The organism is Curtobacterium sp. MEB011 (genome assembly GCF_030209655.1).
GTDB lineage: Bacteria > Actinomycetota > Actinomycetes > Actinomycetales > Microbacteriaceae > Curtobacterium > Curtobacterium poinsettiae.
This window is the reverse complement of record NZ_JARVRN010000006.1, coordinates 349,729-375,926: the sequence shown is the minus strand read 5'-3', so window position 1 is coordinate 375,926 and position 26,198 is coordinate 349,729. Positions and strand designations below refer to the sequence as shown.

Genomic DNA, 26,198 nt, shown 5'->3' with positions numbered 1-26,198 from the left:
CCGAGCGGTCCCGTGCGGCATCGGCCGTTCGCCGCGGGCGCACTCGGGCGGTCGGACGACCGGTGCCCCGCGCGTCCGGGGCGGTGCTGTCGGCGGTCCTCGGTACCGTACGAGCGTGCCGCAGACCACGCTGATGCCCGCTCCCGAAGACACCGGGTTCGCGCGCGCACTGGTCGACGACCCCTCGCAGGCTGCGGTGCTCGCCTTGCCGGACGGCCGCCACGGTGCGGTGATCGGCGCCCCGGGCAGCGGCAAGACGACCACGCTCGCTCGCCTGGTCGCCGACCGCCTGAACCGCCCCGATGCGATCACCCCGGACGGGCACGCGACGGTCCTGGCACTGACCTCTGCACGCACAGCGGCGACGGCGCTGCGCGACCGACTGGCGCGGACGGTCGACCGGGTCGTTCCCGGGGCCCTCGCACGCACCGTGAACTCCCTGGCGTTCCAGATCGTCACGCACGCGGCGGCGGTGCAGGGGCAGGAACCCCCGACGCTGCTGACCGGTGGCGAGCAGGACCGGATCATCGCCGACCTGCTCGCCGGGCACGAACTCGACGCAGCCGGTCCGGCCTGGCCCGACCCGATCACCGCGGTCGTCCGTGAACGCGCCGGGTTCCGCACCGCACTCCGCGACGTGATGATGCGCGCGGTCGCCGCTGGTGTCGAGCCCGACGACATGCGCGAACTCGGCGACGAGCTCGGTCGACCCGAGTGGCACGCCGTGGGTGACTTCGTCGACGACTACCGCGCCTCGGTCACCGCGTTCCGGCCGACCGGACTCGACTCCGGCGAGCTCGTGGCGTACGCCACCGCCGCGGTGCTGCGGCACGAGCTCCCCGCGAGCATCGCCGCCCTGCGGCTGGTCGTCGTCGACGACACGCAAGAACTGGTGGAGGGCGAGATCGCCCTGCTCGGAGCCCTCGCGCGTTCCGGGGTGCAGATCGTCGCGTTCGGCGACCCGGACATCGCCGCCTCGGCGTTCCGCGGCGCCGAACCGGACGTGCTCGGACGGCTCGCCGTGCGACTCGGGGTGGACCGCGTCGACGAGCTGTTCCTCGGCGCCGTCCACCGGCACCCCGCGCCGATCCGCGCCCTGGTCTCCGGCGTCACGGGCCGCATCGGCACCGCGGCGGCCGGACGACAGAGAAGCGCCGCGGCGAGCCACCAGGACGCGCGGTCCGACGCCGTCGTCCACCTCGAAGCTGCCAGCCGGTCCGCCCTCGTGGTCGCGATCGCTCGTCGACTCCGCGAACACCGCCTGCTGGACGGCGTGCCGTGGCACCGGATGGCCGTGGTCACCCGGAGCGGCGCTGCCATCCCGGAACTCGTGCGGGCGCTCTCCGTGGCCGAGGTCCCGGCGACCGCCGGCGCGGCGCCCGTCCGTCCGCGCGACGACTCCGCGGCGCGGGCGCTGCTCGACGCGGCTGCGGTGGCGCTCGACGTCCTGCCGCTCGACGCCGCCCTGGCCACCGCGTTCGCCACGGGTCCCCTCGGCGGCCTCGACACCCTGGCGATGCGCAGACTCCGGCTCGCACTGCGGCGCGAGGAGCTCGCGGGCGACGGCAGCCGCACCGCCGACGAACTGCTGGTCGAGGCGCTGGGCGCACCGGAGCGACTGGCGACGGTCGACGCCGGGTTCGCGCGGCGTGCGACCCGACTTGCCCGGAGCCTGGTACAGGCGCGTGCCGACGCCGATGCGGGGTCGAGCATCGAGGAGATCCTCTGGGGGCTCTGGGAACGCAGTGGCCTCGCGAAGTCGTGGGGTGCCCAGTCCGCCGCCGGTGGTGTGGGTGCGGGGGAGGCCGACCGCCACCTGGACGCCGTCGTCGGCCTGTTCACCGCCGCCAAGCGCTTCGTCGAGCGCACGCCGGACGCCCCCGCGCGGGTCTTCGTCGACGACCTGCTCGGTGCCGACCTGCCCGAGGACTCGATCGGCCCCGACCGGACCGCCGGCCGTGTGCGGGTGCTGACCCCCTCGGCGACGATCGGACTCGAGTGCGACGTGGTCGTGGTGCTCGGCCTGCAGGACGGTGTCTGGCCGAACACCCGGGTGCGCGGCAGCCTGCTCGACCCGGACGGCCTGGTGCGCGCGGCCGCCGGTGTCGAGCGTTCGCCCATCGACGACCGCGCCGCCGTCGTCGCCGACGAACTCCGACTCTTCGCCCGGGCGGTGTCCCGCGCGACCACGCAGGTCGTCATCGGCACCGTCGCGAACGACGACGAGTCACCGTCGCCCTTCGTCCGTCTCGTCCCGGTCCCGCCGGACCGCCAGCCGACCGTTCATCCACTTTCGCTGCGCGGGCTCGCCGGGTCGCTGCGCCGACGGGTGGTGGGCTCCGGCGACCACGAAGCCGCGTCCGCGTTGGCCCGCCTGGCCGAGGCAGAGGTACCCGGGGCGGCTCCGGACGAGTGGTACGGACTCGCCGAGCCGACCACCGACGAACCCCTGGTCGACCTCGACGCCGAGCCCGTGCCCGAGGTCGAGGGCGGGGAGCCCGTCGCGCCGGCCGTGTCGGTGTCGCCGTCACGGATCGGCACCTTCGAGGAGTGCCCGGTGCACTGGTTCGCGCAGACCTTCGGTGGCGGTGCCCCGAGCCCGGCGATGGGCATCGGCACCATCGTGCACGAAGCGATGGAGCACGCCACCGAGATCGACGTCGAGTCGCTGTGGGAGCGGGTCGAGTCACGGTGGGACGAGCTCACGTTCGAGTCGCCCTGGGTCGCCGACCGCGAGCGCGCGCGGACGCGGCGGATGATCGAGGGACTGAGCGACTACCTCCGCACCTTCGCCAGCGCCGGGCGCCAGTTGCTCGGCGCCGAGACCTCGTTCGCGCTCGTGACCGGTCCAGCACGCATCCGGGGGAGCATCGACCGCATCGAGGTCGACCCCGACGGCCGTGTCAGCGTCGTCGACCTGAAGACCGGCCGCTCGATGCCCAGCGAGAAGAACGACATGCCGGAACACCCGCAGCTCGGTGCCTACCAACTCGCGGTCGAGGACGGCGCGGTCGACGGTGTACCCGCCGGCTCCCCGATGACCGATGCGCGGCTGGTCTTCGTCCAGAACCCCCGCGGTGGCCACGCCTTCTCGGAGCGGACGCAGCACGCGTTCGACGCCGAGGCGCGCGAGGCGTACCGCGAGCGCCTGCACGGTGTGGCGCGGGGCATGGCCGGCCGGACGTTCGTGGCGAACGTGGACGACCACTGCGAGAAGGCCCGGACCGGGGTCGAGTGCCGGATCCACGTGGTGGCGGAGGTGACCTGGTGAGCGACCCGACCGAGACGACCGACACGGCTGCTGCTGCTGCGCCGCCCGTCATCCGGCACGGTGCCGACGCCATCGCCGACGCGCTGGGCCGCCCCCGTCCCACCGCCCAGCAGCGCGCCGTCATCGAGTCGCCGCTCGTGCCTGCGCTGGTCGTCGCCGGAGCGGGCAGCGGGAAGACCGAGACGATGGCCTCGCGCGTGGTCTGGCTGCTGGCCAACGGGCTCGTCCGCCCCGACGAGGTCCTCGGCCTGACCTTCACCCGCAAGGCCGCCGGCGAACTGTCGGTCCGCATCAACGACCGCATCCGCGCGCTCGAGGACGTCGGGCTGATCACCCCGGGGGACGCCTTCGAAGCGCCCACCGTCTCGACGTACAACGCCTTCGCGAACGCGGTCTTCCGCGAGAACGCCCTGCTCGTCGGCCGCGACGGCGAGTCCCAGGTGCTGACCGAACCCTCGGCCTGGCAGCTCGCCCGTCGGGTCGTGGTGGCCGCCCGCGACGACCGGCTCGCCGGACTCGACCGCGACGTCGACACCCTGACCGCCGCCGTGGTCGCGCTCGCCGGCGCCACCTCCGAACACCTCGTCGAACCAGAAGACCTGCGCCGGTTCGCCATCGAGTTCTCCGAGCTGCTCGAACTCCCCGGCAACCGGGGCAAGCCGTACAAGGCGATCACCGACGCGGTCGCCGCCATCGGCGCCCTCGAACCCCTGGCCGACCTGGTCGCCGAGTTCCGTCGACAGAAGGTCGACCGCGGGTTCGTGGAGTTCTCCGACCAGATCGCCCTGGCGCTCGCCGCGGCCGAGTCGGCACCGCGCGTCGTCGACGACCTGCGGAGTCGGTACGGCGTGGTGCTCCTCGACGAGTACCAGGACACCTCGGTGGTGCAGACCCGGTTCCTCGCCCGGCTGTTCCGCGGGCACTCGGTGATGGCGGTCGGCGACCCACACCAGTCGATCTACGGGTTCCGTGGGGCGAGTGCGGCGAACCTCGCCCGGTTCCCGCACGACTTCGGGGGCGACGAACCCGGCGTGGCCGAGCCGGTGACCTTCGCGCTGTCGACGAGCTGGCGGAACCCGGTCGACGTGCTCGCGGGGGCGAACGCGATCGTGGCGCCGCTGTCCGAGGCGTCCGAGGTCGACGTCGAACGGCTCTCGCCGCGACCGGGCGCCGACGCCGGCACCGTGCGGGTGGTGTTCCCCGAGACCCTGCCGGAAGAGGCCGACGAGGTCGCGGCGTGGTTCCAGGACCACCGCCGGCGGGCCCCGGCGGGCTCGATGGCGCTGCTGCTGCGGGCCCGGAAGGACCTCGCGGCGTTCACAGCGGCGCTCGGTGCCCGCGGGGTGCCGTACCACGTGCTCGGGACCGGAGGACTGCTCCAGCGCCCGGAGATCGTCGACCTGGTGGCATGCCTGCGCGTGCTGCACGACCCGGCGGCCGGCAACGACCTGATCCGGCTGCTCGCGGGCTCGCGGTGGCGGGTCGGGGCGGCGGACATCGTCGCCCTGCACCAGCTCGCCCGGTGGCTGTTCCAGCGCGACCACACCCAGCAGCGTCTCGACGACGACCTGACCGCGGCGTTCCGGGCCTCGGTCGCCGCAGGGGAGCACGGGTCGATCGTCGACGCGCTCGACTTCGTCGCGACCGCGCCCGACGAGCACGGTGCGCTCGAGGGCATCACCGCCGCCGGTCGCAGCCGGATGCGCGCGCTCGGCGGGCAGCTCGCGATGCTCCGCTCACGCGCGGGGAGTGACCTGGTCGACTTCGTGACGCTCGTCGTGCAGGAGATGCGACTCGACATCGAGGTCGCCGCGCACGAACAGGGCAGCGGCGCGTACCTCGACGCCTTCATCGACGAGCTCGCCGGCTTCGTGTCGACCGACGACCGCGCCGACCTCGGCTCGTTCCTCGGCTGGATCGACGCCGCAGCCCGGCGTGACGACATGGGCCCGCGTTCCGAGGAGCCCGAGGCCGGCACCGTGCAGATCCTGACGATCCACGGGTCCAAGGGGCTCGAGTGGGACGCCGTCGCGGTGCCCCGGATGGTGGAGGGCGGTCTGCCCGCGCGTCCGCAGGAGGGCTCGTCCGGCTGGCTCGGGTTCGGCCGTTTGCCGTACGAGTTCCGCGGGGACGCCGCGGAGCTGCCCCGGCTCGCCTGGCGCGGACAGGAGACCCAGAAGGACGTCACCACGGCGATCGACGCCTTCAAGGAACAGGTGAAGGCCCGCAACGAGGACGAGGAACGCCGGCTCACCTACGTCGCCCTGACCCGCGCCAAGCACGACCTGCTGGTGTCCGGCTCGTTCTGGGCCGGCGGGGTCCGACCCACCGAACCGAGCCGCTACCTGCGCGACCTGGTGGACGCCGACGTCATCGACGGCGCGGCGATCCCGGAGACGACGGTGCACGACGAGAACCCGATGGGGGAGAGCGGCGCGACCCAGACCTGGCCGCACGTGCCGTTCGGGCAGCGGGCGCCGCGGGTCCTGGCTGCGGCCGAGCGGGTGCGGAACGCGAACCCCGGAGCCGCCGGGCGCTTCGCCGCCGACATCGACCTGCTGCTCGCCGAACGGCACGCCACCCGGAACGCGAAGCACGCGGTCGCCGTCCCGCACCGCGTCCCGGCGTCGGGCTTCAAGGACTACCTGACCGAACCCGACTCCGTGGCCGAGCGGCTCCGCCGGCCGATGCCCGAGCGACCGTACCGTGCCACCCGTCTCGGCACGCTCTTCCACCAGTGGGTGGAGCAGCGGGCGCGGAGCGGTGGCGGGCTCGAGACCCTCGACGTCTGGGACGGCGAGCTCGACCTCGACGCCGACGACCTCGTCGACGCATCGCCGGACGCCGTGGTCACCGACGACGACGCCCGCCGACTCGCGGACTTCCAGGCGACGTTCGCCCGCTCACGGTGGGCCGGGCTGACACCGATCGAGGTCGAACGCGAGATCCACATCCCGTTCCTCGGGCACAGCGTCGTGTGCAAGCTCGACGCCGTCTACGAGATCGACGGGCGTGCCGAGGTCGTCGACTGGAAGACGGGCAAGGCTCCCTCGGGGGCAGACGACCTGGCTCGTCGCACCCTGCAGCTCGCGTTGTACCGCGTCGCGTACGCCGAGTTCACCGGACGGCCGCTCGACCAGGTCGACGCGGTGTTCTACTTCGTCGCCGATGACCTCGAGGTCCGTCCGTCCGAGCTGCTGGACCGCGCCGGCCTGGAGCGCGCGTGGTCGGAGGCCATCGGCAGCTGACGTCCCGCGGCAGGCGGAAGGCGCGCGCGACCGCCCGCGGTGCGTCCGGCGCGGGCCGCGCCGGACCTGCCGCGCCTGCCGTGTCGCGCGCGGCGCCCGCCGCTGGACGCGCCTGACGGGACGTGCCGGAAGAACCGCACCTGCCGTGTCGCCGCACTGCGCCTGCAGCGCGCTGTGCCGGTCGTGCTCCGCCCGGTTGTGCTCCGCCCGGTCGTGCTCCGCCGGTCGTGCTCCGCCCTGGAGGCCCGGTGCCGGTCCGCCGGACCGGCACCGGGCCTCCAGACGGTCGCGTCCCGGACGCGAGCCGACGACCGGAACCGGTCACGACACCCCGCCTTCGGCGCAGCGAGCGGTCACAGACCGTCGGATGGACGCGACGCAGCCGACGATCTGTGACCGCCCCGCGGAACCGAGCGGGGAGTCGTGACCGACGTGCGGCGGCGCGATCCGGGGTCAGCCGTGGCGACGCTCGGTGGAGGACAACAGCTGCTCCACCTCGCCGATCTCCATCGTCTCCGGCGACACGGACTGCAGCGGCTCCGCACTCGGGGCGTGCACAGCGTCGACCAGGCGGTGCATCATCGCGACGGCGTCGTCGACGACCTCGGTGCTCTTCGCCTGGACGCCGTGCAGCAGCCAGTGCGCTGTCTCGAGCTCGTGGTGCACACGTGCACGCTGTGCGAGCTGGCGGTCGCGACCGCCGCCGTTCGCTTCGTAGGCGCTGAGGACGGTTTCGAACGCGTCGCGACGGCCGGCGAGCACCCAGGCGAGGTCCTTGGCCGGGTCGCCGAGCCGCAGCTCGCCCCAGTCGAGGATCCCCGTGACCGCGTCACCGTCGACGAGCAGGGCGCCGGTGCCGAGCGAGCCGTGCACGACGGTCGGCGTGAACTGCCAGAGCTGTTGGTCGCGTGCGGCGCCCTCCCAACGCTCGACGAGCGCGGCGGGGACGAGCTTGGTCGCGACGGCACGGTCCATCACCGAGACGGCGGACCGGAGCACCTCGAACGGTGTGAGCGAGGGCAGGCCCGCGTCGGAGACGAAGCTCGTCGGCAGCTGGTGGATCGCGGCGACGGCACGGCCGACGCTGGTGGCGAGGTCGGGGCGCTCGACGAGTGACGCGAGCGTCGGGTGGGTCCCGGTCAGCCGTGTCGTGACGATGGCGCGCGTCGATCCGATCGGTGCCTGGCCGCGGTACTCGACGACGCCGAACGGCAAGCGGGTGCGGATCCCGGCGCTCAGCGCCCGGATGGCAACGAGGTCGGCCGACTGGCGGGCCTCGGCGCGCTGGTTCCGGGGGCGGCGGATGACGATCTCGGTGCCGTCGGCGTCGCGGAGGAGCGCCGACTCGTAGTCGCCGGCCGCGGCCGAGCCGAGCGTGCGCGTGCCCGTGACGAGGAGACCTGGAACGGCCGTCGTCGCCAACGCGGCTAGAGTGAACTGGGATCCCGCCATGCCCCTCAGGGTAGGCGCGTGACGCGTGCACGGCTGCACGCCACGCTGTTCGGCGGCCCGCACGCCCACCGCACGTCTCCTGCACGTCCGCACCCGATCCGAGGAGCTCTCCCGCCGTGACCGTCGAGTTCGCCGCCCGGCTCCCGCTCTCCCGCAACGAACTCGACCGCGACGCCGAGTTCCGCACGACCGACGACCTCGAGCGCGTCCTGCGCCAGGACGAGCGCACCCGGTACCTGCCGGTCCGCGGCGCCGAGATGCTCCGGAACGCCGACGGGACCCTGCGCTTCGTGACCGCGGCCCAGATCCCGGTCGAGACCGTCACCCTGTACCTCGGCCGAGCTGTCTCGGACGCCCCGGACGCCGCGGCGGGGACCCGTTTCGTCGCTGCGCTGATCGACAGCGCGACGGCAACCGCCATCGAACCCGACGACGACGCCTGGCAGAGCCTCCGGATGTTCGGCACCGAGCTCTCGCCGCGCGACCAGGGACTGGCGGTCGAAGCCGTCGCGATGGCCAACTGGCACGCAGTGCACGGCTTCTCCCCGCGCACCGGATCGCCCACCGCCGTCGTGAGCGGTGGATGGGTCCGTCGCGACCCGGAGGGGCACGACCTGTTCCCCCGGACCGACGCGGCGATCATCGTCGGGGTGGTCGACGCCGACGACCGGATCCTGCTCGGTTCGAACGCCGCGTGGGACGCCGACCGGTACTCGCTCCTCGCCGGGTTCGTCGAGCCGGGGGAGTCGCTCGAGGACGCCGTCCGCCGCGAGGTCTGGGAGGAATCCGGCGTCCGCGTCGAGGAGCCCGAGTACCTCGGCTCGCAGCCGTGGCCGTTCCCCGCGTCGCTGATGGTGGGCTTCCGTGCGCGTGCAGCAGGCGGTGACCCGACGACCGCCCGCCCCGACGGTGTGGAGATCCTGGACGTGCGGTGGTTCTCGCGCGACGAGATCCGCGAGCGTGCCGGGGACACCCTGCTGCTGCCCGGACGCACCTCGATCGCCCGCGCCATCATCGAGGAGTGGTACGGCGGGCCGCTGGACCTGCCGTGAGCGTCGCCGGTCCGCGCGGCACAGCCGGCGCAGGGGCTGTCGAACCCCGTCCGCCGTCGCCCGACGAACTGCTCGCCGCGCTCGACACCGAGCAGCGGACGGTCGCCCGGACACTGCTCGGACCGGTCGCGGTGCTGGCCGGTGCCGGGACGGGCAAGACGCGTGCGATCACGCACCGCATCGCCTACGGGGTCGCCACGGGGACCTACGCCCCGAACCACGTCCTCGCGCTGACGTTCACGAGCCGTGCCGCTGGTGAGCTGCGGTCGCGACTGCGCGCGCTCGGTGCCGGGACGGTGCAGGCACGCACCTTCCACGCCGCAGCGATGGCGCAGCTCAGCTACTTCTGGCCGGACACCGTCGGCGGGCACGCCCCCAAGATCGTCGAGTCCAAGGGGCGGATGATCGCGCACGCCGCCGACACGGTCGGCATGCACGTCGACACCCCGGTGCTCCGCGACCTGGCCGCCGAGGTCGAGTGGCGCAAGGTGCAGATGCTCTCGCTCGACGAGTACGAGGCCGCCGCCGCTGACCGGGTGATGCCGCGCGACACCACGCCGCGCCGGGTCATCGACTTGATGAAGGCGTACGAGCGGCTGAAGGACGACCGGCGGCAGCTCGACTTCGAGGACGTCCTGCTGGCGACCCTCGGCATGGTCGAGTCCGAGCCCCGTGTGGCGTCGTACGTGCGGCAGCAGTACCGGTTCTTCGTCGTCGACGAGTACCAGGACGTCTCGCCGGTGCAGCACGACCTGCTGCGCGCCTGGCTCGGCGGGCGCGACGACCTGTGCGTCGTCGGCGACGCCAGTCAGACCATCTACTCGTTCGCAGGGGCGTCGAGCGACTACCTGCTCGGGTTCGGGTCGGAGTTCCCGCGCGGATCGGTCCTGCGGCTCGAACGCAACTACCGCTCCACGCGCGAGGTGGTGTCCGCTGCGAACACGCTGATGCGCGGTCAGCCCGGGGCGCTCGACCTGGTGGCCCAGAGCCAGGAACCGGGCCCGGACCCGGTCGTGCTGGCCTGCGTCCACGACGGTGACGAGGCGCAGACCATCGCCCGCCGGATCGCGGAGCTCGTCGGGGCCGGCGCGTCCTTCGGGGACTGCGCCGTGCTCTTCCGCGTCGGGGCGCAGTCCGCCGCGCTCGAGTCCGCCCTCGGCCGGAACGGGATCCCGTACCGGGTGCAGGGCGGCACGCGGTTCTTCAACCGCCCGGAGGTCAAGCTCGCCGTCCACCACATGCGCGGCGAGGCGATCCGGCAGACCGACGACGAGCTGACCCGACGGGTCCGGCTCGTGCTGCAGGTCAGCGGCTGGACGGAGACGCCGCCCGAGGGCACGGGCGCAGTGCGCGAGCAGTGGGAGGCGCTGCAGGCCATCATGGGCCTGGCCGAGGACGCCCCCGCGGGCACGACGATGCAGCAGTTCACCCAGGACCTGGTCGATCGCGCGGCGACGCACCACGAACCCGAGGTCGACGCCGTCACGCTCGCGACGCTGCACTCGTCGAAGGGTCTGGAGTGGCCGCACGTGGTCATCGCCGGCGCCGCCGAGGGGCTGCTGCCCATCTCGCACGCGTCGACCGACACCGAGGTGGACGAGGAACGACGGCTGTTCTACGTCGGGCTGACCCGCGCCCGCCGATCCGTCACGATCACGTGGTCGCAACAGGGGTCCACGCGTGGGGGAGCCCGGGCTCCGAGTCGGTTCCTGGCAGCGCTCGGCACGCACATCGCGGATGGGGCCGGACCGGGGAACGGCTGACGGACAGGTCGTCCCGCTCGAAGACGACCTGGTCGGGCTCGGCACGTTGCGTCCGGAGCGGGAGCCGTTCCAGCAGCATCCGTGCCGTGGCTGCGGCCACCGCCGCCGACCGCCACGGCGACAGCGGCGCTGGGTGCCGACCCCAGACCTGGGCCGCGATGGCCGGCCAGGCCGGGTCGTCGTCGACGCGTGCGTACTCCGCGCACTGCAGGCAGGGGCCGGCTCCCGGCACGACGAACGGCCCGAGGCGGACCCGGCCGTCCCCCACCACGACCGCCAGGTGCGGCACGCCACGACGGGTCCACGCGGCACGGAGCGCCGGGTCGACCACGTGGTCGGCCACCACCACCGCGAGCCGGGGTTCCGGGTCGGGCAGTGTGATGGGACCCCCGGCCGGGGAGGTGGTTCGGCTGACCGTCACGCCCTCGCCGGTGAGGAACGTCGCCACGGTGTCGGCGAGGACGCCGGGGCCGTGCACCTCGATGCGTTCGAGCGGCTCGGGCAGGACCTCGACCACTGCGGGCGACGCAGCGCCGAGCACCCCGGCCGCACGTTCCGGGGAGCAGCCCGATGCCACCGCGAGGCCGGACAGCACGTCGTGCCCGGTCTCGCGCCGGAGGCCGTTGAGGAACCGCTCTTCCCCGGTGGTGGGCACAGCGACGACGGCACGCGGGGGATCGACCCCGAGCTGGACCGTGGCGGGGTCACGCCAGACGAACTCGAGTGTCGGATCGATGCGGATGCCCATGACCCCACGGTGCCGGAGTGGGCGGCACGCGTGGGGTCACGGAGCGGATCTGTGGAGAACTCAGCGGGGCGGGTCGCCCGTGTGGTCCCCTGGACCGTCGCCCGATCCGCCCTCGGGGTCGTCGGCCACGTGGCCGGATTCGTCCTCGTGCGGGCGTGCCCCGGTCGAGTCGTTCAGCAGGTCTTCGAGTGCCTTGTCGAACGCGTCGTCCTCGTCGGTCTGCGACGGGTTCCGCAGCCGTGCGACGAGGGCGTCGGGCGCGTCGACGTCGTCCGAGGTCGGCACGAGGTCGAAGTGTGCCCACAGGGCATCGCGCTGTTCGGCACCGAGCTCGTCGGTCACCCGCTGCCACATCGCCGCGGCCTCGCGCAGACGGCGCGGACGCAGCTCCAGGCCGACCAGCGTGGCGAACGCCGACTCGGCGGGGCCACCGGCGGCCCGACGACGCCGCACCATCTCCGCGATCGCTCCGGCCTTGGGGAGACGGACGGTCGCCGCGGCGGTCACCGTGTCCACCCAGCCCTCGACCAGCGCGAGCATCGTCTCGAGCCGCGCGAGTGCGGCGTCCTGCTCGGCAGTGCGCGGCGGGATGAGGGCACCCGAGGCGAGTGCGTCGCGCAGCTGCTCCTGGTTGGTCGGGTCGATGTCGGCCGCGAGCTCCTCGACGCGGTCGAACGGGATGTGGATGCCCCGCGCGTAGTCCGTGATCGACGAGATGATGTGCAGCCGGAGCCACCGTGCCGACCGGAAGAGCCGGGCATGCGCGAGTTCGCGGACGGCCAGGTAGATGCGGACTTCGTCCTCGGAGACGTCGAGGCCCTCGGCGAACTCGGCGACGTTCTGCGGCAGGAGCGCGGCGACCTGCTCGTCGAGGAGCGGCACGCCGACGTCGCCGCCGGACACGACCTCCTTCGAGAGCTGCCCGACGACCTGGCCGAGCTGGATCGCGAAGAGTGCTCCGCCGATGCCGCGCATCGCCTTCGAGACGTCCCCGAGCATCGCCTTGAGCTGCTCGGGCGCACGCTGGTCGATCGCCTCGGTCAGGGCGTCGGCGATGCTGAAGGCGACGGGCTCGGCGATCTGCGTCCACACCGGGGTGGTGGCCTTCGCCCACTGCTCACGCGTGTAGAGGCTCGGGGCTGCGGTCAGTTCGGCGACCGTCGTCACCTCGTCGAGCCACAGTGCAGCGACCTGGAACGCCTGGTCGGCCGCCTGCGAGGTGGCCGGGTCGACTGCGTGACCGCCGTCGCGGGCGATGGCGGTTGCACGTTCGGCGGTGGCCGAGAAGTCGATGCCGTCGCCGCCGGACTGCGCGGCGCGCTGGAGCTGGCTCATCAGGTTCGCCACGGAGGCCGGGTCGTTCGGCAGACCGGCGGCACCGGCGAGCTGCGACGGGTCGATCTGCCCCTCGCCCGAGAGCAGCTTGCGCAGCATCTCCTGGAAGTCGTCGTCCGGCCCCGGCTGTGGTTCATCAGGCATGCCGACTACGCTAATCGCTGCTCACGGGGCCGCACCTGGGATGCCCCCGTGGGAACGCCCGAAGTGCTGCGCCCAGGGCGAACAGCCCCGCTGCCAGGCGTGGGCGACCACCCTGCCGCCAGGCGCGGGTGCCCATCTGGAAGGACCCCGCGTGACCCTCTTCGCCCCCGCGCCCCGTCGTCGCTCGCGTGCCCGGAGGGTCGGGTGGGCGTTCCTGATCGGCGCCGTCGTGCTGGGCCTGCTGGCGAGCCTGCTGCCCAGTCCGTACCTCATCGAGGTGCCCGGACCGGTCTACAACACCATCGGCACGCAGCAGCAGGGCACCGGCAAGGACGCGAAGGACGTCAAGCTCATCCAGGTCTCCGGGCACGAGACGTACCCGACGGCGGGTGCCCTCGACATGCTCACCGTCGGCATCCAGGGCGACGCGACGAACCGCCCGTCGTGGACCAGCGTCATCCGCGCGATCTTCACCCGGTCGCAGGCGGTGATCCCGGTCGAGGCGATCTACCCGAGCGGCACCACCACCGAGCAGGTCAACGAGCGTGACTCCGCGGACATGCAGGCGTCGCAGCAGTCGGCCGTCGCAGCCGCGCTCATCCAGCAGGGGAACGACCTGCCGACCGAGCTCGAGGTCAGCGCCGTGCAGGAGGGCTCGGCAGCGGACGGTGCGATCGAGAAGGGTGACGTGATCACGGCGTTCGACGGCAAGTCGCTCACGACCAACGCCGACGCCACGAGCCTGCGCGAAGCCGTCGCGCAGCACGGCACCTCGCGACCCGCGACCGTCACCGTCGAGCGGGGCGGCGCGACGAAGGAGCTCCGGGTCACGCCCCGCAGCGAGCAGGGCACGGCGTTGCTCGGCGTCGGCGTCACCGAGCGCTACGACTTCCCGTTCAAGGTGTCTATCCGGCTGCAGGACGTCGGCGGGCCGTCCGCCGGCATGATGTTCGCGCTCGGGATCATCGACGAGATCACGCCGGGCAAGCTCAACGGCGGCAAGCACGTCGCGGGTACCGGAACGATCACCGCCGACGGCGAGGTCGGTCCCATCGGCGGCATCCGCCAGAAGCTCTACGGGGCGGCCGACGCGGGTGCGACGGTCTTCCTGGCCCCCGCGGACAACTGCGACGAGGTCGTCGGGCACGTGCCGGACGGGCTCGACGTCTACAGCGTCGCAACCCTCGACCAGGCGGTCACCGACCTGCAGACGATCGCCGACGGCAAGAGCACCGCCAAGCTCGCCCGCTGCGGTTCCTGACCCGTCCCTGAGCCCCCGTACAGCTTCACGCCCGGTCCGGTCCCATAGGATCAGTGTCACTGACGGCCCGCCGCGAGCCGGGCCCGCCGGTCCGACACGTCTGGAGCACATCAAGTGACGACAACCTCGTCCACCTCGGGGCGGCGCTCGCCGCGGGTCCCGATCGTGGTCACGATCATCGTGCTGGCCGCACTGGTGATCGCCTTCTTCATCTTCGCCAGCCTGTACACCGACTACGCGTGGTTCGCGCAGCTCGGATTCCAGCAGGTCCTCACGACCCGGTGGATCGCCGGCACGCTGATGTTCGTGGCCGGCTTCCTCGGCATGGCGGTCCCGGTCTTCGTGAGCATCGCGCTCGCGTTCCGGTTCCGTCCGGTCTACGCGAAGCTCAACTCGCAGCTCGACCGCTACCAGCAGGTCATCGAGCCGCTGCGACGCGCCGTCATGATCGGCATCCCCGTGGTGCTCGGCATCTTCGCCGGGCTCTCGACGGCCGGCCGCTGGAGCATGGTCCTCGAGTACTTCAACCGGACGCCGTTCGGCAAGACCGACCCGCAGTTCGGCCTGGACATCGGGTTCTACGTGTTCGAGCTGCCCTTCTGGCGCTCGATCGTGGCCTACTCGTCGGCCGTCGTCCTGATCGCCGGACTCGCCGCGCTCGCCGCGAGCTACCTCTACGGCGCACTCCGCTTCGGTGGTCGTGAGGTCCGGATCTCCCGCGCTGCGCGCATCCAGCTCGCGGTCACTGCGGCGCTCTACATCGCGCTGCAGGCGGTCAGCCTCTGGCTCGACCAGTACGCGGCGCTGACGAAGTCGAACTCGCTCATCACCGGTGCCCAGTACACCGATGTCAACGCGGTGATCCCGGGTCGCGAGATCATGGCGGGCATCGCAGCGATCGTCGCGCTGCTCTTCATCCTGACGGCGGTCATCGGCCGCTGGCGCATCTCGATCGTCGGCACTGGCCTGCTGCTCGTCGCCGCGATCGTGATCGGCGGCATCTACCCGTGGGTCGTCCAGCGGCTGCAGGTGAAGCCCTCGGAGCGGACCTTCGAGTCCGCCTACATCGAGCGGAACATCAAGGCCACCCGTGACGCGTACGGGGTCGCCGGTGTCGAGGAGCAGAACTACGACGCCACGACCGAGGCGAGCTCGGGCGCACTGGCGCAGGACGCCCAGACGACGGCCAACATCCGCCTGATCGACCCGAAGATCGTCTCCGACACGTTCAGCCAGCTGCAGCAGTACCGGCAGTACTACCAGTTCCCGAAGGAGCTCGACGTCGACCGCTACGACGTCAAGGGCGAGACCGAGGACACCGTGATCGCGGTCCGCGACATCGACCTCGACGGCCTCAGCTCGGCCGCGAACACCCAGTACAACCGGGCGTTCGTCTACACCCACGGGTACGGCGTCACCGCGGCCTACGGCAACCAGCGCGCGAGTGACGGCAAGCCGGTGTTCCTCGAGTCCGGCATCCCGTCGAACGGTGCGCTGGGCGACTTCCAGCAGCGCGTGTACTTCGGTGAGACCTCGCCGCCGTACTCGATCGTCGGTGCGCCGAAGGGCACGAAGAACGTCGAGCTCGACTACCCGTCCGGCTCCGACGACGACAACGGCGGCAACGCCACCACCACGTACGCCGGGAACGGCGGGCCGAGCCTCGGCAACTTCTTCAACCGGCTCGTCTACGCCGCGAAGTTCCAGTCGGAGCAGATCCTGCTCTCGAACGCGGTGAACAAGGACTCGCAGATCCTCTACGACCGCGACCCGATCACCCGTGTGCAGAAGGCGGCGCCGTACCTGACCGTCGACAGCGACGCCTACCCGGCGATCGTCGACCACCGCATCCAGTGGGTCGTGGACGGCTACACCACGAGCGACGCCTACCCGTACTCGCAGAGCCAGAGCCTGTCGGACAGCATCGCGGGTGCCGAGTCCTCGACGTACCGCACCGACCAGGTGAACTACATCCGGAACTCGGTCAAGGCCACGGTCGACGCCTACACGGGCAAGGTGACCCTGTACACGTGGGACACGAAGGACCCGGTCCTGAAGACGTGGCAGAAGATCTTCCCGACGTCGATGAAGCCGGTGTCGAGCATGAGCGCCGAACTCCTCGACCACGTGCGGTACCCGACCGACCTGTTCAAGGTGCAGCGCTCGATCCTCGGCACGTACCACGTGACCAACGCCAACTCGTTCTACTCGGGTGACGACGCGTGGAACACCCCGCAGGAACCGACGAGCACGGCGACGTCGGACAGTGACGCCGACACCGCGGCGACGTCGACGAACGCGCTCGGGGCGCAGACCACGACGACGGCCAACCGCGCGAACCTGCAGGACCCGTACTACCTGACCATGAAGGTGCCGGGGCAGGGGACCGCCTACTCGCTGTACACGACGTACATCCCACAGCAGACCGCGGGCGCGAACAACCGCAACGTGTTGACCGGCTACCTGGCGGTGAACTCCGATGCAGGTGGTGCCGGCAAGGGCGAGAAGGGGTCGGGCTACGGCAAACTCACGCTGTTGACGATGCCGAAGACCGACAACATCCCAGGGCCCGGACAGGTGCAGAGCCTGTTCAACGGTGACTCGAACGTGTCGCAGGAGCTGAACATCCTGAAGCGCGGCAACTCGACCGTGAAGCAGGGCAACCTGCTCACGCTCCCGGTCGGCGGTGGGTTCCTCTACGTCCAGCCCGTCTACGTCCAGTCGACCTCGAGTGGTTCCTACCCGCTGTTGCAGAAGGTCCTGGTGGCCTTCGGCGACAAGATCGCGTTCGAGGACACCCTCGACGAGGCCCTGAACTCGCTGTTCGGTGGTGACTCGGGCGCCGCAGCGGGTGACTCCGGTGCGAGCGGCAGCGGCAGCGGGTCCGGTTCTGGTTCCGGTTCCGGCAGCGGATCCGGCTCGGACGCGGGCTCCGGTTCGGGTTCGTCCGGGTCGGGCGAGGGCTCGGGCGAGGGTTCGACCGGTGGTTCGACGGGCTCCGGCTCGACCGACAACGACGCGCTGCAGAAGGCGCTGTCCGAGGCCAAGGCGGCCCTGCAGGACCGCCAGGAGGCCTACGCCGACAACGACCTGGTCGCTGCGGCGGAAGCCGACCAGCGCCTCCAGGACGCGATCGAGGCAGCGACAGCAGCCGAGAACGACAACTGACACACCGTGGCGGGGCACTCGATTTGTGTCCCGCCACGGCCCCGTGTAGGCTTCTAAACGTGCCGCGGGGTGGAGCAGTTCGGTAGCTCGCTGGGCTCATAACCCAGAGGTCGTAGGTTCAAATCCTGCCCCCGCAACCAAGCGTCACATGAAGGCCCCGGTCCAACAGGACCGGGGCCTTCTTCGTGTGCCGGCCCCCGGGTACGCTCGCCGCATGGCCACCCTCACGATCGCGGCGGCGCAGTTCGCCCCCGTGGACGATCCCGTCGCCAACCTCGCCACCGTGCGCACCGCCGCCGTCGACGCGGCAGCCCGGGGCGCGGACCTCCTCGTCACGCCGGAGTACACCTCGTACTTCTCCGCAGACATCGACGATCGGTTCGTGGCCGCCGCACAGCCGTTGGACGGCCCGTTCGTCACGGGCCTCCGCGACATCGCCCGGGCGACGGGCATCGCCCTGGTCGTCGGGGTCGCCGAGTCGGCGGACACGCCACAGCGTTTCCGGAACACCCTGGTCGCGGTGCTCCCCTCGGGGGACCTGGCGGCGACGTACCGGAAGGTCCACCTCTACGACGCGTTCGGGTCGCGGGAGTCCGACCGCATCGAGTCCGGCGACCCGAAGCAGCTCCCGGTCTTCACACTCGGCGGGCTCCGCATCGGTCTCGAGACCTGCTACGACCTGCGGTTCCCGGAGGTCACCCGTCGACTCGCCGCCCCTGAGACCGGTGCGGCCGACGTCGTCGTGCTCCCTGCCGAGTGGGTGCGTGGCCCCGGCAAGGAACACCACTGGCGAACGCTCCTCACCGCACGTGCGATCGAGAACACCGTCTGGATCGTCGGGGTCGGCCAGACGCCGCCGATCGGGATCGGCGGTTCGGTCGTCCTCGACCCGTCGGGCGTCGCAGTCGCCTCGGCCGGCGCCGCGCCGGTCCTGCTCACCGCCACGATCGACACCACCGTCACGGACACCGTCCGTCGGGTGAACCCGTCGCTGTCGCTGCGGCGCTACGACGTGTCCGTGCGCACCCCGCCTGGAGGCCCGGGGCAGCGCTGACACGTCCGTCGCGTCCCGACGCGGTCGCGTCTCAGGCGCGTGGGCGCGATCCGAGGGTCGCCAGACGTGCGGCGGCGTCCTCGAGCACGCTCCGACGCTTGCAGAACGCGAAGCGCACCAGGGACCGGTACCCGGCGACGTGGTCCGGGCGGACGAACGCCGAGACCGGCACCCCGGCGACCCCGGCCAGGGCGGGCAGCTCGAGGCAGAACGCGCGGGCGTCGTCGTACCCGAGGGGGGCGGCGTCGGCGAGGACGAAGTACCCGCCGTCCGGTCGCATCACGTCGAAGCCCGCTGCCGTCAGCCCGTCGGCGAGCAGTTCGTGCTTCGCGCGCAGGTCGGCGGCGATGCCGGTGAACACGGTGTCGGGCAGACGGAGGCCCACGGCGACGGCCGGCTGGAAGGGTGCGCCGTTCACGAACGTCAGGTACTGCTTGACCGTCGTGATCGCGTCGACGAGTGTCGGGGGAGCGGTGAGCCAGCCGATCTTCCAGCCGGTCGTGTTGAAGGTCTTGCCAGCGCTCGACACCGAGACGGTCCGCTCGGCGGCGCCCGGCAGAGTGGCGATGGGCGTGTGCGGGACGTCGAACGTCAGGTGCTCGTAGACCTCGTCGGTGATGATCACGGCGTCGCGTTCGGTGGCCAGGTCGACGATCGTCTGCAGGACCTCGGTGGGCAGGACCCGTCCGGTCGGGTTGTGCGGGGTGTTCACGAGCACGGCGCGGGTGCGGTCGGTGAAGGCCGCCCGGAGCGTCCGCTCGTCGGGCAGGAAGTCGGGTGCGGTGAGGGGGACCGTGACGTGCACGCCGCCGGCGAGCCGGACGAGTGCCCCGTAGGCGTCGTAGAACGGCTCGAAGGTGATCACCTCGTCGCCGGGCTCGACCAGGGCGAGGAGCGTCGCGGCCAGCGCCTCGGTCGCGCCGGCGGTGACCAGGACCTCGCGGTCGGGGTCGACCTGGAGGCCGTACCACCGCTGCTGGTGCTCGGCGATCGCCGCTCGCAGGTCGGGGGTGCCGCGGCCCGGCGGGTACTGGTTCACGCCGTCGCGGATCGCCTGCACCGCGGCCTCGAGCACCGCGGCCGGACCGTCCTCGTCCGGGAAGCCCTGCCCCAGGTTGACCGCACCGGTGGTGGCGGCGAGGGCGCTCATCTCGGCGAACACCGTCGGTGCGGGGACCCCGTCGGGGCCCAGCAGCATCGCTCCGTCGGCGGCTCGCAGCCACGGTCCTGCCTGGCGCATGTGGTTCCCTCCGGTGCGGGCGACGACGTGTCGCGCTGAACGGTCCCCAACCTAGCTGTCCGTCCCGCTGTGGACTGGGTCCCGTCGTTCAGCGCACGCATAAGATCGCCAGGGGTGGCTCGCAGCCTCGACAGAAGGACCGCTCAGGTGCTTGCGACAGACTGCACAAGCTTGAAAGGAGCACGTCCAGCATGACCGACACCACGCCCAACGGGCAGGGCGACGACCGCCGTCCGGACGATGCGGCTCCGCCTGCCGCCAGTGAGGACGCCGCAGCAGCGGCCACGAGAGGGAACACGTCGATGCCGAACGACTCCGACCAGCCGGACGAGACCCCTCGCCCGAACCAGGACGAGAACCACAACCAGAACCAGAACCCGAGCGACGAGACGACCCCGGACAACACGGACGTGATCCCGTCGTCGACGGAGCACCCGACCGACCGCTACACCGCACCGTACCCGGCTGTCTCCGGTGACTCCTCGGGTGCGAAGCAGGGCGGATACGGGCAGCAGACGTCACCGTACGGCCAGTCGCAGCCGCAGCCGAGCCAGAACCCGTACGGACAGCAGTCGCAGTACGGCCAGCAGGCCCAGCAGAGCCAGAACCCGTACGGCCAGCAGAGCCAGTACGGCCAGCCGTCGCAGTACGGCCAGCCGACGCAGTACGGCCAGCAGAGCCAGTACGGCCAGCAGCCCCAGAACCCCGCCGGCCAGCAGTCGCCGTACGGCCAGCAGTCGCCGTACGGCCAGCCGGTCGGCGACCGTCCCCGCTACGGCGAGTACGCCCAGCCGACGTCCTCGGCCGCGCCGAGCTCGTCCTCCGAGTACGCGACCGCGTCCGCACCGGCCCCGCAGTCGGCCACGAGCGGCTTCGGTGACGTCGACGGTTCGAACCAGCGCAACGGCCACTACTTCAGCGACGACGCCTCCGGCGCAGCCGCGACCACGACGACGAAGGACCGCTCGGGCCGCAACAAGCTGCTCCTGCCGATCATCGCCGGTGTCGTCGTTGCGGGGCTCGTGGGTGGCGGCGCCGGGTGGCTCGCCTCGTCGGCGACCAACGACGGGGGCAGCGTCGTGTCCTCCGGTTCGTCGCAGGGCGGCAACCTGACCGTCAACGACTACGACTCCGCCACCGTGGTCACCGCCGTCGCGGCACAGGCCACCCCGTCGGTCGTCACCATCAACGTGTCCGCGAGCAACGAGGCCGGCACCGGTTCCGGTGTGGTGATGAGCAAGGACGGCTACATCGTCACCAACACCCACGTGGTCACCCTCGACGGCGACAGCTCGAACGGCCGCATCACCGTGACGACCTCGAACGGCAAGATCTACGCGGGCAAGCTCATCGGCACCGACCCGACGGTCGACCTCGCGGTCATCAAGATCGACGCGACCGACCTCAAGCCGATGGAGTTCGCGGACTCGTCCAAGCTCAACGTCGGCGACACCGCGGTCGCGATCGGCGCTCCGCTCGGTCTGTCGAACACCGTCACCGACGGCATCGTCTCGACGCTGAACCGCAGCATCCAGGTCACCTCGAGCGCCCCCAGCGAGGGCGGCGACTCGAACGAGGGCGGCAACGGCGGCTCGGGTCCCTTCGACTTCTGGGGAAACGGGGACAACGGCAGCAGCTCGTCGGCGAACACCACGGTCTCGCTCCCGGTCATCCAGACCGATGCGTCGATCAACCCGGGCAATTCCGGCGGCGCACTGCTCGACTCGAAGGGCCGCCTGATCGGCATCAACGTGGCCATCGCCTCGGCCGGCAGCTCGTCGTCGTCGGAGTCGGCCGCCGGCAGCATCGGCGTCGGCTTCTCGATCCCGGCGAACCTGGTCAAGCGGGTCGCGAACGAGATCAAGGACAACGGTTCGGCGACCCACGGTCTCCTCGGCGCAACCGTCGGCGACGCCACCGACGAGGCCAGCGCCACGCAGGTGGGCGCTCTCATCAAGTCGGTCTCCAACGGCGGTGCCGCGGCGAAGGCCGGTCTGCAGAAGGGCGACGTCGTCACCAAGATCGGCTCGGCGTCCGTCTCGAACGCCACCGACCTGACCGCGCAGGTGCGCTTCTTCGCGGGTGGCGCCTCGACGACGATCAGCTTCATCCGCGACGGCCAGACCCGCCAGGCCGACGTGAAGCTGGGGACGTTCGACAGCAAGGGCTGACGCCACCACACGGCGGACAGGAGGCCCGGGGCACGACGTGCGCCGGGCCTCCCGTCCGTCACGGGATGCGTCCCGCGCCGACGCAGGTGAGCGGTTCGGCCTCTTGATAGGCTCATGGTCGCTCTGCGGGGCGGCACCGCCCCGGTGCGTCCCGTGCCGCCAGCCAGCACCCCGAGGTACGCATGCAGTCAGACGGACAGCCCCTGCCGGGCGTCTCGTACGTGATGCCCGTGCTCAACGAGGTCACCGAGGTCCGGGCCGCCGTGGGCAGTCTGCTCGACCAGGACTACACGGGCCCGTTCGAGGTCATCCTCGCGCTCGGACCGTCGATCGACGGCACGAACGAGCTCGTCGCCGAGATGAGCGCAGCCGACCCGCGGATCCGCGCGATCGACAACCCGATCGGCTCGACGCCCGCCGGGCTGAACGTCGCGATCCGGGCGTCCGTGCACCCCGTCGTCATCCGTGTCGACGCGCACTCGGTCCTGCCCACCGACTACACGCGCATCGCGGTGCGCACGCTCCTGGACTCCGGTGCGGACAACGTCGGCGGGATCATGCGCGCCGAGGGCCGGACCCCCTTCGAACGGGCCGTCGCGCTGGCCTACGGCAGTCGCGTCGGCTTGGGTGGCACGCCGCACCACGTCGGCGGCACCGCCGGCCCGGCCGAGACCGCCTACCTCGGGGTGTTCCGACGGGAGCGGCTGTTCGACGTCGGACTCTTCGACGAGGGCATCAAGCGCGGACAGGACTGGGAGCTCAACCGGCGGCTGCGGCAGACCGGCGGGACCGTCTGGTTCACGCCGGAGCTCGTCGTCACGTACCGCCCGCGGCCGAGCCTGAAGCGCCTGGTGCGGCAGTTCGTCGCCACCGGTCTCTGGCGCGGCGAGCTCGCCCGTCGGTTCCCGGCGAACAACGGGCTGCGGTACTTCGTGCCGCCGGCCATGGTCGCGGCGATGGCCCTGGGCATCGTCGCCGGGCTCGTCGGCATCGTCGGCGCCGCGCTGGCCACCCCGCTCGCCTGGGCGCTGCTCGGGTTCGTGGTGCCCGTCGTCTACCTGCTCTTCGTCGTGCTCGGGTCGGTCGCGGTGGCGCGCCGTTCCGGGTTGCCGACGCTCCTCTGGCTGCTCGTCGTGCTGCCCTGCATCCACGTGGGATGGGGGCTCGGGTTCATCATCGGGTTCCTGACCCGCACGTCCGAGCTGACCACCCACACGGGACGGTGACCGAATGACCGACCAGCCCACGACCGGCCGCGGATCCGCACGGCCGACCTCGATCGCCGAACTCCGCGCCGTCGCCCAGCCGGACGAGGTCCGTGCGCGCGCCAACGCCGAGCACTGGACCGCATCGCTGTACCTGCGCGACGTCTCGCCGTACCTGACCTGGGTGCTCCTGAAGACCCGTGTCAGTGCGAACCAGGTCACCGGCCTGATGATCCTGGTCGGGTGGAGCGTCGCTGCCGCCCTGCTGATCCCGGGCATCTGGGGCGCGGCACTGGCGCTGGTGCTCGGCCAGCTGCAGATGCTCGTCGACTGCTCCGACGGTGAGGTCGCACGGTGGCGTGGCACCAAGTCGCCCGCCGGTGTGTTCCTGGACAAGGTCGGGCACTACACGACCGAGGGGTTGATCCCGGTCGCGCTCGGCATCCGGGCCGCCACGTGGCCGATCCACGACGCGGACTGGATGTGGACCACGATCGGCTGCGCACTCGGCCTGGTCATCGTGCTGAACAAGGCCCTCAACGACATGGTGCACGTGGCCCGCGCGAACGCCGGGCTCGACAAGCTGGTCGACCGGCGGGACGCCTCCACCGCGCCGTCCGGCCGCAAGCTCGCCTCGCTCCGCCGACTGGCGAAGTTCCTGCCGTTCCATCGTCTGTACCACTCGGTCGAGCTGAGCATGCTCGCCTTCGTCTTCGCCCTGGTCGCCCTGGTGATCGGCGACCCGCTGGCCAGCCGGATCCTGGTCGGTGCACTGCTGCCGCTGGCCGTGCTCGCGACGGCCGGGCACTTCCTGGCGATCATCGCGTCGAAGCGGGTCAAGGCGTGACCGAGGGCACGACCGTCCCCGGCACCGGCCGTCGCCACGCGGTGGTGCACCGCGAACGACCGCGCGTCGCCGTCGTGAGCCTGTCGCAGGGCACCCGGCCGGACGACCTGCGCCGCGGTCTGGACAGTGTGCTCGCGCAGCAGGGTGTCGAGCTCGACGTCGTCTGCGTCGGCAACGGCTGGGCGCCGACCGGGCTGCCGGACGGCGTGCGCGCGCTGGCCCTGCCCGAGAACGTCGGGATCCCTGCGGGGCGGAACGCCGGGGCCGAGGCCGTCGACGGCGACTACGTGTTCTTCCTCGACGACGACGCATCCGTGCCGTCGCCGACGTTCCTGCGGGACGCGATCGCGCTGTTCGAGCACGACCCGTCGCTGGGCCTCGTGCAACCACGGGTCGTCGACCCCACGGGCGCCGCGAACCCGCGCCGGTGGGTGCCGCGCATCCGCAAGGGCGAACCGGACCACTCGTCGCCGGTCTTCTCGGTCTGGGAAGGCGCCGTCGTGCTGCCGATGGACGTGTACCGGGTCGTCGGTGGCTGGGGCGCCGAGTACTTCTACGCCCACGAGGGCATCGAGCTCGCCTGGCGCGTCTGGGACGCCGGGCGACGGACCTGGTACGCCGGGGACCTCGTCGCGCACCACCCCGCGATCGACCCGGCACGGCACGCCGAGTACTACCGGTTGAACGCCCGCAACCGGGTGTGGCTCGCTCGCCGGAACCTGCCGGCGGTGCTGCGGCCGCTGTACGTGGGGTCGTGGGCCGTGATCCAGATCGCACGTTGGTGGCGTCATCCCCGCCGGCTGGCCACCTGGTTCGGAGCGATCCGTGAAGGCTGGACGACCGACTGCGGACCGGCCCGGCCGATGGGCTGGCTCACAGTCGCACGGATGACCATCGCAGGGCGGCCACCGGTCGTCTGACCCGTCAGCCCCGTCCCGCCAGAGCAGACCCGGAAGAAGCACCATGTCGATCATCAGCGACCTACGGACCGCACTGCGGCTCGCCGAGCGACTCCTGACGTCACGCCGGAGCCGTCGTCAGCTCGCACAGCGACTGCCGTCCGCGCGGCAGCCGAAGCCCGGTTCGATCGAGATCGCCGTGTACTTCGCCGACGGCCCGGTCAACATGTACCAGGTGCGTCAGTGGTACGCACCGCTGGCCGAGCTCGCGAAGACGCACCCGGTGGCGATCATCTCGCGGAGCCCGGGGACCATGCTGACGCTGCTCGACGAGTCGCCCGTGCCCGCGGTCTACGCCCGGCAGGTGGTCGACCTCGAGCACTTCGTCGACACCCAGGCGCCGAAGGTGGTGCTGTACGTCAACCAGAACGCCCGCAACTTCCAGATGATGCGGTACGGGCGGATGTGGCACGTCTTCGTCAACCACGGCGAGAGCGACAAGATGTACATGACCACGAACCAGTTCAAGGCGTACGACTACGCCTTGGTCGCGGGCGATGCCGCGCGTGACCGACTGGCCGAGGCACTGTGGGACTACGACCTGGACGCCCGGACGATCGCGATCGGACGCCCGCAGGCCGACCACTTCGCCGGAGCGGCTCCGTACCCGGACGACGACCGGACCGTCGTGCTCTACGCCCCGACGTGGGAGGGCGACCGCGGCGCCGCGGCGTACGGGTCGATCGCGTCGCACGGCACGGTCATCGCGGACCAGGTGCTCGCGTCGCGCCGACACCGTCTGGTGTACCGCCCACACCCGCGCAGCGGCGTGCTCGACCCGGCGTACCGCGCGGCGCACGAACGGATCGTCGCGGCGATCAGCGCCGCGAACACCGCCGACCCTGCGGCGCACCACCTGTACGACGACGGTGGTGACCTGGGCTGGCAGCTGGCGGACGCCGACGTGGCGATCACCGACATCAGCGCGATGATCTACGACCGGCTCGCGGTGGGCAAGCCGCTCATCGTCACGCGTCCGGTCTCGCCCGAGGCCGACGTCGACGAGCGTGGGTACCTGAGCGACGCCAACTGGTTGACCGCGGCCGACGCCACATCGGTGATCGCCCGCGTCGACGCCGCTGCGAGCGACGCCGAGGAGCTCGCACGTCTGCAGCACTGGGTCGCCCGGTACTTCGGCGACACGACGCCGGGCGCCGCCACGGAGCGGTTCCACGCCGCCGTGGAGTGGCTGCTGGAACGGTGGCGGACCGTCGCCGCCGAACGCGACGGGCGCTGACGCTCCGTCGTCACCCCGGATCTCCGGTGCCGGGTGCTCGGGC

Annotated in this window: 16 protein-coding genes and 1 tRNA gene; 13 read left to right on the top strand and 4 right to left on the bottom strand. The window is 71.8% G+C overall.

What is annotated here, in order from left to right; translation table 11 throughout:
* Positions 1-115: 115 nt before the first annotated feature.
* Positions 116-3,271 carry a UrvD/REP family ATP-dependent DNA helicase gene (locus tag QRN30_RS08965; RefSeq protein WP_259551984.1) on the top strand — a complete coding sequence of 1,052 codons (3,156 nt, stop codon included), beginning with the start codon at positions 116-118 and terminating at the stop codon, positions 3,269-3,271.
* Positions 3,268-6,519 carry an ATP-dependent helicase gene (locus tag QRN30_RS08960; protein WP_284760922.1) on the top strand — a complete coding sequence of 1,084 codons (3,252 nt, stop codon included), beginning with the start codon at positions 3,268-3,270 and terminating at the stop codon, positions 6,517-6,519. The genes QRN30_RS08965 and QRN30_RS08960 overlap by 4 nt, the downstream gene beginning before the upstream one ends.
* Positions 6,520-6,972: 453 nt before the next feature.
* Here the strand turns inward: QRN30_RS08960 and QRN30_RS08955 are convergent, their stop codons facing one another.
* The gene (locus QRN30_RS08955) at positions 6,973-7,971 is read right to left on the bottom strand and encodes a phosphotransferase (RefSeq protein WP_284760920.1); all 999 of its coding nucleotides are present in this window, start codon (positions 7,969-7,971) and stop codon (positions 6,973-6,975) included.
* A gap of 116 nt (positions 7,972-8,087) precedes the next feature.
* On the opposite strand from QRN30_RS08955, the gene nudC reads away from it, so the two are divergent.
* Both nudC and QRN30_RS08945 read left to right on the top strand, forming a co-directional pair.
* Positions 8,088-9,023 carry an NAD(+) diphosphatase gene (gene nudC / locus QRN30_RS08950; RefSeq protein ID WP_056072983.1) on the top strand — a complete coding sequence of 312 codons (936 nt, stop codon included), beginning with the start codon at positions 8,088-8,090 and terminating at the stop codon, positions 9,021-9,023.
* Complete coding sequence (locus tag QRN30_RS08945) at positions 9,020-10,786, top strand: ATP-dependent helicase (RefSeq protein ID WP_017887034.1); 1,767 nt, start codon at positions 9,020-9,022, stop codon at positions 10,784-10,786. The genes nudC and QRN30_RS08945 overlap by 4 nt, the downstream gene beginning before the upstream one ends.
* On the opposite strand, the gene QRN30_RS08940 is transcribed toward QRN30_RS08945, so the two are convergent.
* Both QRN30_RS08940 and QRN30_RS08935 read right to left on the bottom strand, forming a co-directional pair.
* Entirely contained in the window at positions 10,677-11,534 is an 858-nt protein-coding gene (locus QRN30_RS08940; protein WP_017887033.1) for a TOMM precursor leader peptide-binding protein, read from the bottom strand. The genes QRN30_RS08945 and QRN30_RS08940 overlap by 110 nt on opposite strands.
* Before the next feature lie 60 nt (positions 11,535-11,594).
* Positions 11,595-13,013 carry a zinc-dependent metalloprotease gene (locus QRN30_RS08935; RefSeq protein ID WP_263137185.1) on the bottom strand — a complete coding sequence of 473 codons (1,419 nt, stop codon included), beginning with the start codon at positions 13,011-13,013 and terminating at the stop codon, positions 11,595-11,597.
* A gap of 151 nt (positions 13,014-13,164) precedes the next feature.
* Here QRN30_RS08935 and QRN30_RS08930 point away from each other — a divergent pair, with 151 nt between their 5' ends.
* From QRN30_RS08930 to QRN30_RS08915, 4 genes are all read left to right on the top strand, one after another.
* Positions 13,165-14,274 (top strand): YlbL family protein, encoded by a 1,110-nt coding sequence (locus QRN30_RS08930; RefSeq protein ID WP_017887031.1) that lies wholly within the window; start codon positions 13,165-13,167, stop codon positions 14,272-14,274.
* Between the two features lie 114 nt (positions 14,275-14,388).
* Positions 14,389-17,442, top strand: a complete 3,054-nt coding sequence (locus tag QRN30_RS08925) for a UPF0182 family membrane protein (RefSeq protein WP_236559552.1) — start codon at positions 14,389-14,391, stop codon at positions 17,440-17,442.
* 63 nt (positions 17,443-17,505) lie between these two features.
* Positions 17,506-17,582: transfer RNA gene (locus tag QRN30_RS08920), tRNA-Met, on the top strand.
* Positions 17,583-17,656: 74 nt separating this feature from the next.
* On the top strand, positions 17,657-18,496 hold the full coding sequence (locus QRN30_RS08915) for a carbon-nitrogen hydrolase family protein (RefSeq protein ID WP_284760919.1): 840 nt from the start codon (positions 17,657-17,659) through the stop codon (positions 18,494-18,496).
* A 31-nt stretch (positions 18,497-18,527) separates the two neighbouring features.
* On the opposite strand, the gene QRN30_RS08910 is transcribed toward QRN30_RS08915, so the two are convergent.
* Positions 18,528-19,736 (bottom strand): aminotransferase class I/II-fold pyridoxal phosphate-dependent enzyme, encoded by a 1,209-nt coding sequence (locus QRN30_RS08910; RefSeq protein WP_042539191.1) that lies wholly within the window; start codon positions 19,734-19,736, stop codon positions 18,528-18,530.
* Positions 19,737-19,927: 191 nt separating this feature from the next.
* Here QRN30_RS08910 and QRN30_RS08905 point away from each other — a divergent pair, with 191 nt between their 5' ends.
* The 5 genes from QRN30_RS08905 (at position 19,928) to QRN30_RS08885 (ending at position 26,155) form a co-directional block, all read left to right on the top strand.
* Positions 19,928-21,907 carry a S1C family serine protease gene (locus QRN30_RS08905; RefSeq protein WP_284760917.1) on the top strand — a complete coding sequence of 660 codons (1,980 nt, stop codon included), beginning with the start codon at positions 19,928-19,930 and terminating at the stop codon, positions 21,905-21,907.
* Positions 21,908-22,089: 182 nt separating this feature from the next.
* Positions 22,090-23,133 (top strand): glycosyltransferase family 2 protein, encoded by a 1,044-nt coding sequence (locus QRN30_RS08900; protein WP_017887026.1) that lies wholly within the window; start codon positions 22,090-22,092, stop codon positions 23,131-23,133.
* Between the two features lie 4 nt (positions 23,134-23,137).
* A complete protein-coding gene (locus QRN30_RS08895; RefSeq protein ID WP_071251162.1) occupies positions 23,138-23,959 on the top strand; it encodes a CDP-alcohol phosphatidyltransferase family protein in 822 nt (273 codons plus the stop codon).
* Positions 23,956-24,879 carry a glycosyltransferase family 2 protein gene (locus QRN30_RS08890; protein ID WP_374101240.1) on the top strand — a complete coding sequence of 308 codons (924 nt, stop codon included), beginning with the start codon at positions 23,956-23,958 and terminating at the stop codon, positions 24,877-24,879. The genes QRN30_RS08895 and QRN30_RS08890 overlap by 4 nt, the downstream gene beginning before the upstream one ends.
* Positions 24,880-24,922: 43 nt before the next feature.
* The gene (locus QRN30_RS08885) at positions 24,923-26,155 is read left to right on the top strand and encodes a CDP-glycerol glycerophosphotransferase family protein (RefSeq protein ID WP_042539195.1); all 1,233 of its coding nucleotides are present in this window, start codon (positions 24,923-24,925) and stop codon (positions 26,153-26,155) included.
* The last annotated feature ends 43 nt before the right edge of the window (positions 26,156-26,198 follow it).